Source organism: Paenarthrobacter sp. 10L412 (assembly GCF_056395565.1).
This window is the reverse complement of record NZ_JBFTJT010000007.1, coordinates 290,169-302,642: the sequence shown is the minus strand read 5'-3', so window position 1 is coordinate 302,642 and position 12,474 is coordinate 290,169. Positions and strand designations below refer to the sequence as shown.

The window sequence follows — 12,474 nt, the reverse complement described above, 5'->3', positions numbered from 1 at the left end:
CCTAACGCCAGGTTCCGACGCCGATGACAGGTCCGGCCTCGAGCCAGGAGGAAAGGCCGGCGTAGGCATCGAAGTTCATGGCGAGCATGAACTTCTTGCCTTCATATTGGAGTTCAACCACGACGACGCCAGGCTGCACCTTGACGAGCTCATCCTCAGTGGGTTGACGCCGGCCAAGCAGCTCCAACGAACTGCGTTTGTATCTATGTTTCGGGATCACGCTCAGGGACATCAAGCGGAACCACTCAAGTTCATTGTCCTGATAACGACAAACCCCCATCTGCCAGCTGTTTCCAGCCGTGCAAATGGAGGCGTCAACCGTGCCCAGGGCGCGCCGCAGATTGAAGCGGCGCACCCCAAAAAGGCACAGTGAAAAAATCAGCAACGCAAACGCCGTTGCCAGGGCGATGAACGGAATAAGGGAATCGTCCATCAAGGTCGTGCTATCGGATCCCCGCTGTAGCCGCTTCGCCCAGTTGGGCGTTGTCAGCAACAATGACCACACGATCGTTGTCGACGGAGAAGAATCCACCGTCAACAACTACCGCAATACGGTCACCGGAAACCGGCTGGATTGCCAGCTCACCCTCGGCCAGGATGGCCAGGAGGGGCGAGTGGCCCGGCAGGATTCCGATTTCACCATCGCTGGTGCGGGCCTTCACCATCTTGGCCGCGCCGGACCACACAAAGTGGTCCGCTGCGACAATCTCAACCTCGAGCTCAGCCATACTACTTGGTCTGTTCCTGGATCTTGGCCCATTGGCGCTCGACGTCATCCAGGCCACCGACGTTGAAGAACGCCTGCTCTGCGATGTGGTCCAGCTCGCCGTCGCAGATAGCGGTGAAGCCTTCCACGGTGTCCTTGATGGACACGGTGGAGCCTTCGACGCCGGTGAACTGCTTGGCGGTGTAGGTGTTCTGGGACAGGAACTGCTGGATACGACGTGCACGTGACACGACGATCTTGTCTTCTTCAGACAGTTCGTCAACGCCGAGGATGGCGATGATGTCCTGGAGTTCCTTGTTCTTCTGCAGGATCTGCTTTACACGGACAGCCGTGTTGTAGTGGTCCTTGCCGATGTACTGGGGGTCCAGGATGCGGGATGTCGACGTCAGCGGGTCAACGGCCGGGTACAGACCACGGGAGGCGATTTCACGGGAAAGTTCCGTGGTCGCGTCGAGGTGTGCGAAGGTCGTTGCCGGAGCCGGGTCGGTGTAGTCATCAGCAGGCACGTAAATAGCCTGCATGGACGTGATGGAGTGGCCCTTGGTGGAGGTGATGCGCTCCTGGAGGAGACCCATCTCGTCAGCAAGGTTCGGCTGGTAACCCACTGCGGACGGCATACGGCCGAGCAGCGTGGAAACTTCCGAACCTGCCTGCGTGAAGCGGAAGATGTTGTCAATGAAGAGCAACACGTCCTGGTTCTGAACATCGCGGAAGTACTCCGCCATAGTCAGCGCAGACAGGGCAACACGCAGACGCGTTCCCGGCGGCTCATCCATCTGGCCGAAGACGAGGGCGGTGTCCTTGAGAACTCCGGCCTCTTCCATTTCAACCCAGAGGTCGTTACCTTCACGGGTACGCTCTCCAACACCGGCGAATACGGAGGTACCACCGAAGTTGCGCGCAACACGCGTGATCATTTCCTGGATCAGAACGGTCTTGCCAACACCAGCGCCACCGAACAGGCCGATCTTTCCACCCTTGATGTACGGGGTGAGGAGGTCGATAACCTTGATGCCGGTCTCGAGCATCTCCGTGGAGCCCTCAAGGGAAGCGAAGGACGGTGCCTTGCGGTGGATCGGCCAGTAGGCGTCAGCCTTGATCTCGGACTCTTCGACGTCCAGCGGCTTACCGAGGACGTTGAAGATGTGGCCCTTGACGCCGTCGCCGACGGGCACGGAGATCGGAGCGCCGGAGTCCCGCACGGTGGTACCGCGGACGAGTCCGTCGGTAGCCTGCAGGGAGATGGCGCGAACGAGGTTGTCACCCAAGTGCTGGGAGGTCTCGAACGTGATGGTCTTCGTCTGGCCATTGAGAGTGATCTCAGTGGTCAAAGCGTTGTAAATCGAGGGGATTGCGTCAGCCGGGAATTCGACGTCGACAACCGGACCAATAACACGGGCAATGCGGCCGGTGGCACCGGCCGTTGCTACGTGTTCGGTAGCAGTGGCAGTCATCTCTCTCACTTCACTCAGTAGATGGCGTGGGGTTAAGTTTATCTGTTTGGTGCAGGTGCGGCTTTGAGCCGAATCCGTACCGGCTAGGACGCGAGGGCGTCGGCGCCGGCCACGATCTCGGAAAGCTCCTGCGTAATCTCGGCCTGACGGGCCGTGTTGCGAAGGCGCGTGTACTTCTTGATCAGGTCCGTAGCGTTGTCACCGGCCGACTTCATGGCACGCTGGCGGGCAGCGAGCTCGGAAGCTGCAGCCTGCAGCATGGCTGCGAAGATGCGGGACTCGATGTAACGCGGAAGCAGGGCGTCAAGGACCTGCTCGGTTTCCGGTTCAAACTCGTACAACGGCAACAGGTCTGACTCCGACACTGCTTCCTCTTCGACGACCTCCAGGGGAAGCAAACGGATAACCGTCGGCTCCTGGGTCACCATGGACTTGAAGCGGGTGTAGACGACGTGGATTTCGTCCACGCCACCCTCTTCGAAGTCAGTGGCGAAGTCTTCGAGAAGTGCAGCTCCGACTTCCTGCGCGGTTTCGAATTCCGGTGCGTCCGTGCCGCCAGTCCATACGCGGGCGTAGTCACGGTTGCGGAAATCGAAGTACGCCTGCGCCTTGCGGCCCACCAGGTATGCCTTGACTTCCTTGCCTTCTGCATGAAGAAGCTCGGTGAGACCTTCAGCCTGCTTGAGAACACTCGCAGAGTAAGATCCAGCAAGGCCACGGTCCGAGGTAATGATCAGGACTGCGGCGCGGCGAATCTGCTCCGGCTCAGTGGTCAGCGGGTGGTCGATTTCGCTCTGAGTTGCGACAGCAGAAACGGCACGGGTAATCGCGTTCGCGTAAGGCAGTGAAGCTGCTACGCGGGCGCGGGCCTTACCGATGCGCGAGGTAGCAATCAGTTCCATCGCCTTGAAGATCTTGCGCATCGACGTCGTCGAGCTGATCTTCTGACGGTAGACCCGAATCTGGGCTCCCATACTTATCCTTTCCTAAGTTCCCGACGTACTGCCCTGCCGGGGCCCTTGCGGACCCCGGCAGAACAGGTCATCGAAACTAGCGCTTCTGCTTGACGATCTTTTCCTGGTCGACATCGCCACCGGAGATCGCTTCGTGCTCTTCGTGTCCGGCGCCAACCAGGTGGTTGTCGCCCTCGCCGAAGAAGCCCTTCTTGAAGGAAACGATGGCTTCCTTCAGTGCGGCAGCGGTGTCGTCATCCAGGACGTTGGTCTGAGCCAGCGTGGTCAGGATGGAGGACTTGTGCTTCAGGTGTTCCAGGAACTCGGACTCGAAGCGGCTGATGTCTTCAACCGGAACATCGTCCAGGTAACCGTTGGTACCAGCCCAGATGGAGACAACCTGGTCCTCAACCGGGAAGGGTGAGTACTGGCCCTGCTTGAGCAGTTCCATCAGACGTGCACCACGGGTCAGCTGCTGGCGGGAGGCCGCATCCAGGTCCGAAGCGAACATGGCGAAAGCCTGCATGTCACGGTACTGCGCCAGGTCCAGCTTCAAGGTACCGGAGACCTTCTTCATGGACTTGACCTGGGCAGCGCCACCGACGCGGGAGACCGACACACCAACGTCAACAGCAGGGCGCTGGTTGGCGTTGAAGAGGTCGGACTGAAGGAAGATCTGGCCATCAGTAATGGAGATCACGTTGGTGGGGATGTAGGCGGAAACGTCGTTGGCCTTGGTTTCGACGATCGGAAGACCGGTCATCGAGCCTGCGCCGAGCTCGTCGGAGAGCTTTGCACAACGCTCCAGCAGACGGGAGTGCAAGTAGAAGACGTCGCCCGGGTAAGCTTCGCGTCCCGGCGGACGACGCAGCAGCAGGGAAACCGCGCGGTACGCTTCGGCCTGCTTGGAAAGGTCATCGAAGATCACCAGAACGTGCTTGCCACCGTACATCCAGTGCTGGCCGATGGCCGAGCCTGCGTACGGTGCCAAGTACTTGAAGCCAGCGGGGTCCGAGGCCGGGGAGGCCACGATGGTGGTGTACTCCAGCGCGCCATGGTCCTCGAGGGTCTGGCGCACTGCGGCAATGGTGGAAGCCTTCTGGCCAACACCAACGTAAACGCAACGAACCTGCTTGGTGACATCGCCCGAAGCCCAGTTGGCCTTCTGGTTGATGATGGTGTCCACAGCGATTGCGGTCTTGCCGGTCTGGCGGTCACCAATGATCAGCTGACGCTGGCCACGGCCGATCGGAATCATGGCGTCAATAGCCTTGAGGCCGGTCTGCATCGGTTCGTGAACCGACTTGCGCTCGGTGACGCCCGGAGCCTGGAGTTCCAGTGCACGGGTGGTCTCGGCCTTGATCTCGCCGAGGTCGTCGATCGGCTGGCCCAGCGGGTCGACTACGCGACCGAGGAAGGCATCGCCAACCGGAACGGACAGGATCTCACCGGTGCGGTGAACTTCCTGGCCCTCTTCGATTCCGGTGAAGTCACCGAGGATAATGACACCGATCTCGCGGACGTCAAGGTTCTGGGCGAGGCCCAGCGTGCCATCTTCGAAGCGAAGCAGCTCGTTCGCCATGACCGAGGGAAGACCCTCAACACGGGCGATGCCGTCACTTGCGGTGGTCACACGACCAACCTCTACGCGCTCTGCGTTTCCGGGTTCGTAGGACGCCGCGAACTCGTTCAACGCATTACGGACGTCGTCGGCGTTGATGGTCAATTCGGCCATCTGCAGTCCCTGCTCTCCTGTTTTCGTGATCATCGTTGCTCACGATGACCGGGTTTTATATCAGTTAAGTTGTGCTTTGTCTTCGCTAGACAGCGAGCTGACGGCGGAGGTCGGTCAGGCGGCCGATAACAGAAGCGTCAAGCACTTCATCGCCCACCTGGACCCGGATTCCACCAATCAGGCGGGGGTCAACATTGACGTTGACCTTCAGCTCGCGGCCGTACAGGGCATTCAGCCCGGCCTGCAGACGGCTGGCCTGCGTTTCCGTCAACGGACGGGTAACGCTGACAGTTGCAATCCAGCGCTGCTGACGCTTGGCTGCAAGCTTGGCGAAGGACTCGACGAGCTTGCTCGGCTTGACACCGCGCGGCTGAGTTACGGCCTGGCCAATGAGAACCTTTGCTTCCTCGCTGATGCCAGGAACAAGTTTCTCGGCCAGGACCACCTTCGCCGCGCCGGATGCCTGCGGCTCAGACAGAGCACGTTGTACTTCGTGGCTGGAAGCGACGGCCTGGTTGAAAGCAAACAGATCGTTTTCCAGCTCTTCCAGCCCCGTAATACCAGAGGCAGAAACGGCCGACTTGTTTTCAGCTACGGCAATGACAACCGTGGCGGCAAGAGTCTCGAGTGCATCGCCGATATCGCGTGCAGATGCCCAGCGTAAGCTAGCCAATCCGCTTGCGATTTCAGCAGCATCAGCGGAGACTTTTCCGCTAACAAGCTGCTTGACCAGCGCCGACTTCTCGTCTCCGCTACGGGACGGGTCAGTCAGGGCGCGGCGCAAGCCAGCCGAGCTGTCCACCGTTCCCAGGATTCCGAAGAGGTCCTTTGCCAACTGCAGCGAGGCAAAAGGAAGCTTGGCTTCCAGCTGCGCCAGCGCCTTGGTCAGCGATTCGCTCGATATACCTGCCATTACTTAGCTGCACCTGCGTTCTGGGTCTCCAGATCTGCCAGGAAGCGGTCCACAACGCGTGCTGCACGCTCATCATCAGTGAGTGCTTCACCAACGATGCGGCCAGCCAACGTGGTAGCCAAAGTGCCAACCTCTGAGCGAAGCGAGACAACAGCTGCCTGGCGCTCGGACTCAATGGCAGCGTGTGCCTGCTCGGTGATGCGGGCAGACTCGGCAGCAGCCTTCGCCTTCAGGTCCGCGAGGATCTGGGCGCCTTCAGCGCGTGCTTCTTCGCGGATCCGGTTGGCTTCGGCGCGGGCATCGGTGAGCTGCTGCTTGTACTCTTCAAGAGCTGCAGAAGCTTCGGCCTGTGCCTTTTCTGCCTTTGCGATGCCACCTTCAATCGCTTCGGCGCGCTCTGCGAAGGTCTTCTCGAACATCGGGACAATGAACTTGACCACGATGTACAGGAGGACAGCAAAGCCGACGAGGACGACGCCCATTTCCCAAACATTGGGAACGAGAGGGTTAGTGGCCTCTTCGCCTTCAGTGGCGGCTGAGATGATCAGCTGATTCATATTTCACCCGTCCTATCTACTCGGTTGCGGAATTCGCTTTGTTCGAAAGTCGAAGACTAGAGAACGAAAGCGAAGACGAGGCCGAGGATGGCAAGAGCTTCGGTCAGTGCCAGACCAAGGAATGCGATCGGCTGCAGCACGCGCTGAGCTTCCGGCTGACGAGCAACACCGTTGATGTAAGCCGCGAATACGAGACCCACACCGATACCACCGCCGATTGCGGACAGACCGTAACCTACGAGGTTGAGATTGCCTTCCATTTTTTTCCTTTCAAGATGCCACCCATGTGGCAGGTTGTTTGGTTTACTTCAATCCCCTCAAGGGGAAGTTTTTGAGCCTAGTGGCTGTCGGCGTGCAGGGCGCCTTCAATGTAGATCGCGGTCAGCAAGGTGAACACGTAAGCCTGCAGAGCCATGATCAGGGCCTCGAGCATGTACATGGCAATAGCGCCGACAAGGACGAGAACCGAGGTGCCCTTCAAAAGGACGTTCTCCTGCATGATCAGGAACTCAATACCGGAACCGGCGAGCATGACGATCAGGTGGCCGGCCAGCATGGTCGCAAACAGACGGAGGCTGTGCGTAACGGGGCGGACCAGGAAGTTGGAGATGATTTCGATCGGAACAACGATCGGCAGGATGTACCACGGCACACCGGAGGGAACGGTTGCCAGCTTGAAATACTTCAGCCCGTTCTTCTTGATTCCGATGATGATCCAGGTGAAGTACACGATGCCGGCCAGCACATACGCGCCGCCAACGTGGGAGAAGCTCGGGAGCTGGATCACGGGGATGGCGCCGTAGATGTTGTTCACCAGGATGAAGAAGAACAAGCTGAACAACAGCGGGACGTACTTGATGAAGTCCTTGCCGCCGATGATGTCCTTGGCGATGCTGTTGCGGACGAAGCCGTAGGCCATTTCGCCTGCGAACTGCAGCTTGCCGGGAACCAGCTGCTGCTTACGTGCAGCGAGGATGAAGAATGTAGCGATAATGACGACCGAAAGGATCACCAGCAGCATCTGCTTGGAGAAGCCATCGTGCGCACCCCAAGGCAGGATTGCCGGCAGGTGCATTTCGTCGATTCCGGGTGGGGTGAATGACCCCGAATCCTGGGCGGGGAGCGCAAGCGCGATCAACGCGTTTCCTCTCTGCTGTGTCCATCATTGGGCATTGGTTGGAAGCCGGACGCGCTCGACGCATCCATATTCCGTGTGAAATTATTTGGCATTACTGTCCCCGTCCGTGGACGGACCGCTGTCTGCGTTGCTCTCGCCAGAAGAAGAGCTTTGCCTGGTGAGGCCGTGCATATGGGAAAGATAGAACCCTCCTGCGGCTCCCAGCAGAGCGCCAAGGAGCACAATCCAGCGGGTCCCCCACAGATTATCCAGACCCCAGCCTATCAAACTCCAGAGAATGATCCCGCCAACGATGTAGCTGAAGACGGCGATGCCGGCGTTGTATCCACCATCGTTTCCGGCGTCGGCAGAATCGTTGGCCGCACCTTGGGATGGAGCGTGGCTCGACAGCTGGGAATTACGCTTACGCAGAGACATCCGTACCGCCCTTCTCATCCGCAGGATCGTTGTAGATCTGCAGGCGGGCTTTGCTGAAACCGTAGATTTCTGCAGCCTGCCAAAGGACGACGGCCACAACTGCGCCGATGATGAACCATCGGCCGTGCAACCAGGCGGGAGTACCGATAACAAAGAGGACCACGGCAAATCCGACGACTTTTACGAAGTACGTCGCCACGAACAGGCCGACAGCGCCGGAAGGATTATTGCGGCCAACAAAATGACCGATCAGAAGGCTGATCGCAAAGAAGAGCATGACCAGCGCGGCCCCGAATGCTGCTGAAAGCGCGCCTTGGCCACCATTCATGAACGCTGCGACGATACTCGTCACGATCAATCCGGCCAGAGCAGCAGCGGAACTCAAGAGCAGCAAGCGGAGCCACAGGTTGGATGTCTCCCCGGAAACTCCAACAGCACGTTTACCGGACGGGCGTCCGGAATCGGCGTTGGATGTCATGGGGATACCAATCCTCGTGGCACAGGTGCCATATTCTCAAAGTGGGGTTACGGGCGAGTGACTGTCCGCAGAAAGAATTCTACATGAGATAGAACTGTGACCATAACCGGAAGTCATGAGCGCTCCCCTGGCCCCGCCGTATTCCGCGTGAAGTACGGCCATGCGGTAACGGCGGCCATGACGAGAGCAGCTACAACCACCACGATCAACACAATCTGCCAAGGGAACACGGCGAACGCCACACCTCCGAACGCCAGGATGCACGTCCAGACATAAAGCATGACGACGGCGGTGCGGTGCGAGTAGCCGAGGTCCACCAGTTTGTGGTGGAGGTGCCCACGGTCTGCGGACCAAGGAGACTGTCCCCGCGCGGTCCTGCGAACCACAGCCATCCCGAAATCCAGGAGCGGAAGGGACAGGACGGCGAACGGCAGGAGGATCGGGATGATCGTAGGAATGCCGTTGGCGCGGTCGTAGAGCCCGGAACCGATTTGCCCCGTGGCCACTACGCCGGCTGAAGCCATGAGGAGACCGATGAGCATGGCACCGGAGTCCCCCATGAAGATCTTGGCTGGAAACCAGTTATGCGGCAGGAAGCCGATGCAGCCACCCACCAGGATCGCCATCAGGAGTGTCGCAAGGTCTGAATTGTCAGTGGACGGGTTGTTCCGGTGCACCCAATACGCCGTGAGGAAGAAGGCACCGCCGCCTATGGTGGCTACACCTGCGGCCAGTCCATCCAGCCCATCAATGAAGTTGACGGCATTCATGGTGGTAACAATCAGCCCGGCTGTCAGGACAATCTGGACGAGCTCGGATTCAATCAGGATCGGTTCGGGGATGAAGGGAACCACAGACATCCTCACCCCCCAGATGGCGACGATGAAAGCCGCTGCTGCCTGCCCCAGGAGCTTGATCCACCAGCGGATGTCGAGGATATCGTCCGCGACCCCCACTGCGACGATCACTACTGCTCCGGCCAATATGCCCCACGGAGCATCGTTATGCCTGAAAATGTCCTTAACGAAGAAGGAGTTGCTTGCCACCACAAGCGCAACAAAAAAGCCTGCAAAGATGCCAAGCCCGCCCAGTTTTGAGATGAGTGCGGAGTGCATGTCCCTGCTGCGGATGGGACGGTAAAGCCGTAATTTGTTCCCGAGCACGCGGGCTCCCCACGTTCCGGCATAGGACACCAGTGCAGCCGTGAGCGCCATCAGCAGGTACATAATCATGACGCGGCTCCGGAAGGCAGCCCAATGCCGGAAACAGGTACACGGACCAACGTATGCAGCCGGTGCATCGCTGAAAAGCCGTGTAGTTCTGGGCAGGTCAAGGTGTGGATTTCTGTCTGTCGATAAATGGAAGTACTCCGTCGCCATGCCTGCACCGGCTGTGCCAAATGATGCTGGGATTTCTGTGGACTCTAGTCACGATACTAATGCCAACGGTCGTGACCACCGGCGTGACGCAGCCGCAAAGCTACAGCTGATGCGCTGTAGTCAAGCGGCAGGCCTTTACTTGGCAGGCTCCTGGACGTTGCGCAGGGCGTAGATCCCCTTGAGCACTTGGGCGTTGGACCGGGGCGCCCTCAAACTGTGGAGCAGGCCCTTGAACAAGCCATCAAGCAGAACTTTGCGGTTCGACGACGCAGCAATGGTCTTGGTCCAATTGCGCAGCGAAGCCCCGGTAAAGAGGACCTTTTCCCAAGGGGTCAGGGCGTTGGACCTGGTGTAAACCCAGAGCTTGTTTCGAACTTCGTAATAGAAACGAGGGCCGGGGTCCGCGCCTGCATCTCCGAATACTTTCGTGTGGTGGTTGGCTACCGACGCGTTGGTAGCCAACGCAATTCCGCGGCGCGAAACCCTTGCCGTGTATTCGAGGTCGTCGTTCCAGATGAAGTAATCCGCGATGGGCAGTCCGTGACGCCGGATCTCGTCCGCGCGGATCAGGACAGAAACGAACGATGCGCTGCGGATCTGAACCGCCCCGAGCCGGGTCGCCATGCTCCGCGCCGCTTCGCTGGCTCCGATGCGTGGACGCATGCGATTCATTGGGTGGTCGCGCCCATCCGTCCACACCACCCGGCTGGCGATGAACGCCGGAGCTTCCCCCGCTTCCTGTTGATAGGCCTCGGACACATCCAGTGCCTCGCGAAGTGCGCCCGGCTGTGGCTCGGTGTCGTCGTCCATGATCCAGACGTGGTCAGCACCGTGGTCCAGGACTGCACGCTCCATGCCCACAACAAATCCCCCGGCACCGCCCACGTTGGCATTGAGCGTAACAACGTCCGTAGGAACAGGGCCACGGTAGGTCCGGAGGAATTCGGCGGTTTCGTCCGTGGAGGCATTGTCCACGACGACGACGGCGTCCGGCACCTTGGTGCCGGCGGTAATGCCGGCCAGGGTGGTCTCAAGGAGTTCACGCCGGTTAAAGGTCACCACAACGGCGACCACAACGGGTTTGGACGTCATTTACTTGCCTTTGGTCTGGGATGGCTGGAAGTGGCGCCGTATCAGCAGGCCCGCCAACTTCCACGGTTCAACAAAAACTCTGTAGGCAACGCGGCCCGGATGGAGAACCAAGCGCCATGCCCATTCGAGCCCAAGGCGCCCGAGCCACCGTGGCGCGAGCTTCTGGACTCCGGCCACCTGTTCAATGGCACCGCCAACTGCACAATATACAGCGGGCGGAAACTGAGTGAGTCGTCGATGCAGGACCGTTTCCTGCAGCGGCATGCCAAGGCCCAGCAGCACCAGTTGAGGACGGAAGCGGTCCAACCACTCCACGACAGCCATTTCCAGCGCATCGTCCCATCCTTCGCCGGGCATGCCATCTACGCTCGCGTCCGGAATAATCGTGCGCAGCTGGGCCACCGCTTGCGTATTTGCGGCCCGTCCGGCCCCGATCACGGCCACCCGTTCCAGCCCCTTCACTCCCCCAAGAGCCGGGATCCAGTCCATGGATCCAAGCCGGTATGCCATGGGGCCTTGTCCCAGGGGCTTCAGTTGCCGTTTGTGGGCCAATCCCCAAAGCATGGCTACTGGAGCGCCGTCAAGGAGGACGATCGAGCTTTGATCGTAAAGTGAACGGAAATCTGCACACGAGTGGAACAGCGTAATGCTGTGAAGATTGTGGCCGAGCACAGTACGGGTGGTTCCGGTGGAGATAAGTCCGTCAAGGGCATCGATCAATTCATTGACGCGCAGCGGAGTCGCGTCGACGTCAAGGACGGGGACGCGCTGGCGGTCCGGAATCATTCGGGTTTGGCTTCACGTGGGGCGTCGGGTGCCGATGCTGATACAGCAGGCGCCGGATCCTCGACGGCGGGTGCTTGCGTTACTTCGATGGGTGCGTCTTGCGCCGCGGCGGCCTCGGAGACAGGTTCTTCCTGTGCTGCTGCTTCGGTTTCTGCTGCCGGAGCAACGGAAGGTACAGGCTCGTCAACACCGAGGATGGAAGGAACAACCTCACGCAAGCGTTCCAGGGAGATGGCGCCCTGACGTACCACCCGGAAGGGTTCGGAGGTCGCATCCACGATGGTAGAAGGCAGTGCAGCAGTACCCTTCACGGGCCGGAAGCCGCCTTCCAGGTAAACCTCCACGGAATCCGCGAGCTGGAGCCGCGCCTCTGAAGCGGTCTGCGCTGCTTCCTGCCCCGTGCGGTTGGCCGATGACACAGCCAGCGGCCCGGTAAGGCCCAGAAGTTCCAGTGCGAGTTCGTCGTCAGGCATCCGCAGGGCAACAGTGCCCTTGGTATCACCCAGGTCCCAATCCAAAGACGGCTGGGCGTGAAGGATGAGCGTCAGGCCACCGGGCCAGAACGCCTGAGCCAAGGCCCTGGCGTCGGCGGATACATCGTTCGCGAGTCCGTCCAGGGCGTTGATGCGTGGAATCAGGACCGGTGGGGGCATTTGCCGGCTACGGCCCTTGGAAGCCAACAACATTGTTACGGCCAAGGGGGAAAAGGCGTCAGCTGCAATGCCGTACACGGTGTCCGTCGGCAGCACGATGCACTTCTTTTCGCTGATGGCACGCTGCGCGTGTTGAAGTCCTTCAGCCCGCTGGTCATCGGAAGTGCAATTGTAGGTTGTGGTCACAGCGCT

15 protein-coding genes are annotated in these 12,474 nt (G+C 59.7%); all 15 read right to left on the bottom strand.

The features are described 5' to 3' along the window. Window position 1: 1 nt before the first annotated feature. Window positions 2-433, bottom strand: coding sequence for a DUF2550 domain-containing protein (locus AC1DD7_RS11670; protein WP_224091077.1), 432 nt, complete (start codon window positions 431-433; stop codon window positions 2-4). Window positions 434-443: 10 nt separating this feature from the next. Then, window positions 444-728 (bottom strand): F0F1 ATP synthase subunit epsilon, encoded by a 285-nt coding sequence (locus tag AC1DD7_RS11665; protein ID WP_216923952.1) that lies wholly within the window; start codon window positions 726-728, stop codon window positions 444-446. Window position 729: 1 nt separating this feature from the next. Continuing rightward, entirely contained in the window at window positions 730-2,181 is a 1,452-nt protein-coding gene (atpD, locus tag AC1DD7_RS11660; protein WP_431115631.1) for a F0F1 ATP synthase subunit beta, read from the bottom strand. 83 nt (window positions 2,182-2,264) lie between these two features. Further along, window positions 2,265-3,155: a F0F1 ATP synthase subunit gamma gene (locus AC1DD7_RS11655; RefSeq protein ID WP_477515082.1), complete on the bottom strand. Its 891-nt coding sequence runs from the start codon at window positions 3,153-3,155 to the stop codon at window positions 2,265-2,267. 76 nt (window positions 3,156-3,231) lie between these two features. Beyond that, the gene (gene atpA, locus AC1DD7_RS11650) at window positions 3,232-4,869 is read right to left on the bottom strand and encodes a F0F1 ATP synthase subunit alpha (RefSeq protein ID WP_431120262.1); all 1,638 of its coding nucleotides are present in this window, start codon (window positions 4,867-4,869) and stop codon (window positions 3,232-3,234) included. Window positions 4,870-4,954: 85 nt separating this feature from the next. Then, entirely contained in the window at window positions 4,955-5,782 is an 828-nt protein-coding gene (locus AC1DD7_RS11645) for a F0F1 ATP synthase subunit delta (RefSeq protein ID WP_477515081.1), read from the bottom strand. Further along, the gene (locus AC1DD7_RS11640) at window positions 5,782-6,339 is read right to left on the bottom strand and encodes a F0F1 ATP synthase subunit B (protein ID WP_216923955.1); all 558 of its coding nucleotides are present in this window, start codon (window positions 6,337-6,339) and stop codon (window positions 5,782-5,784) included. The genes AC1DD7_RS11645 and AC1DD7_RS11640 overlap by 1 nt, the downstream gene beginning before the upstream one ends. 56 nt (window positions 6,340-6,395) lie before the next feature. Then, complete coding sequence (atpE, locus tag AC1DD7_RS11635; RefSeq protein WP_009356484.1) at window positions 6,396-6,599, bottom strand: ATP synthase F0 subunit C; 204 nt, start codon at window positions 6,597-6,599, stop codon at window positions 6,396-6,398. 77 nt (window positions 6,600-6,676) lie between these two features. Then, the gene (gene atpB, locus AC1DD7_RS11630) at window positions 6,677-7,477 is read right to left on the bottom strand and encodes a F0F1 ATP synthase subunit A (protein WP_216923956.1); all 801 of its coding nucleotides are present in this window, start codon (window positions 7,475-7,477) and stop codon (window positions 6,677-6,679) included. Window positions 7,478-7,558: 81 nt separating this feature from the next. Further along, window positions 7,559-7,894, bottom strand: a complete 336-nt coding sequence (locus AC1DD7_RS11625) for a hypothetical protein (protein ID WP_477515080.1) — start codon at window positions 7,892-7,894, stop codon at window positions 7,559-7,561. After that, on the bottom strand, window positions 7,881-8,372 hold the full coding sequence (locus tag AC1DD7_RS11620; RefSeq protein WP_477515079.1) for a hypothetical protein: 492 nt from the start codon (window positions 8,370-8,372) through the stop codon (window positions 7,881-7,883). Before AC1DD7_RS11620 ends, AC1DD7_RS11625 begins: the two co-directional genes overlap by 14 nt. A 113-nt stretch (window positions 8,373-8,485) precedes the next feature. Continuing rightward, window positions 8,486-9,604: an MraY family glycosyltransferase gene (locus AC1DD7_RS11615; RefSeq protein WP_477515078.1), complete on the bottom strand. Its 1,119-nt coding sequence runs from the start codon at window positions 9,602-9,604 to the stop codon at window positions 8,486-8,488. Window positions 9,605-9,886: 282 nt separating this feature from the next. After that, window positions 9,887-10,843, bottom strand: coding sequence for a glycosyltransferase (locus AC1DD7_RS11610; protein ID WP_477515077.1), 957 nt, complete (start codon window positions 10,841-10,843; stop codon window positions 9,887-9,889). Next, entirely contained in the window at window positions 10,844-11,629 is a 786-nt protein-coding gene (locus AC1DD7_RS11605; protein WP_477515076.1) for a WecB/TagA/CpsF family glycosyltransferase, read from the bottom strand. Beyond that, a complete protein-coding gene (locus AC1DD7_RS11600) occupies window positions 11,626-12,468 on the bottom strand; it encodes an L-threonylcarbamoyladenylate synthase (RefSeq protein WP_477515075.1) in 843 nt (280 codons plus the stop codon). The genes AC1DD7_RS11605 and AC1DD7_RS11600 overlap by 4 nt, the downstream gene beginning before the upstream one ends. Between the last annotated feature and the right edge of the window lie 6 nt (window positions 12,469-12,474).

What these genes read in the sequence shown, in the direction of transcription:
- AC1DD7_RS11670 (WP_224091077.1), bottom strand. Translation starts at nt 433, where the DNA reads ATGGACGATTCCCTTATTCCGTTCATCGCCCTGGCAACGGCGTTTGCG.
- AC1DD7_RS11665 (WP_216923952.1), bottom strand. Translation starts at nt 728, where the DNA reads ATGGCTGAGCTCGAGGTTGAGATTGTCGCAGCGGACCACTTTGTGTGG.
- atpD (WP_431115631.1), bottom strand. Translation starts at nt 2,181, where the DNA reads ATGACTGCCACTGCTACCGAACACGTAGCAACGGCCGGTGCCACCGGC.
- AC1DD7_RS11655 (WP_477515082.1), bottom strand. Translation starts at nt 3,155, where the DNA reads ATGGGAGCCCAGATTCGGGTCTACCGTCAGAAGATCAGCTCGACGACG.
- atpA (WP_431120262.1), bottom strand. Translation starts at nt 4,869, where the DNA reads ATGGCCGAATTGACCATCAACGCCGACGACGTCCGTAATGCGTTGAAC.
- AC1DD7_RS11645 (WP_477515081.1), bottom strand. Translation starts at nt 5,782, where the DNA reads ATGGCAGGTATATCGAGCGAATCGCTGACCAAGGCGCTGGCGCAGCTG.
- AC1DD7_RS11640 (WP_216923955.1), bottom strand. Translation starts at nt 6,339, where the DNA reads ATGAATCAGCTGATCATCTCAGCCGCCACTGAAGGCGAAGAGGCCACT.
- atpE (WP_009356484.1), bottom strand. Translation starts at nt 6,599, where the DNA reads ATGGAAGGCAATCTCAACCTCGTAGGTTACGGTCTGTCCGCAATCGGC.
- AC1DD7_RS11625 (WP_477515080.1), bottom strand. Translation starts at nt 7,894, where the DNA reads ATGTCTCTGCGTAAGCGTAATTCCCAGCTGTCGAGCCACGCTCCATCC.
- AC1DD7_RS11620 (WP_477515079.1), bottom strand. Translation starts at nt 8,372, where the DNA reads ATGACATCCAACGCCGATTCCGGACGCCCGTCCGGTAAACGTGCTGTT.
- AC1DD7_RS11615 (WP_477515078.1), bottom strand. Translation starts at nt 9,604, where the DNA reads ATGATTATGTACCTGCTGATGGCGCTCACGGCTGCACTGGTGTCCTAT.
- AC1DD7_RS11610 (WP_477515077.1), bottom strand. Translation starts at nt 10,843, where the DNA reads ATGACGTCCAAACCCGTTGTGGTCGCCGTTGTGGTGACCTTTAACCGG.
- AC1DD7_RS11605 (WP_477515076.1), bottom strand. Translation starts at nt 11,629, where the DNA reads ATGATTCCGGACCGCCAGCGCGTCCCCGTCCTTGACGTCGACGCGACT.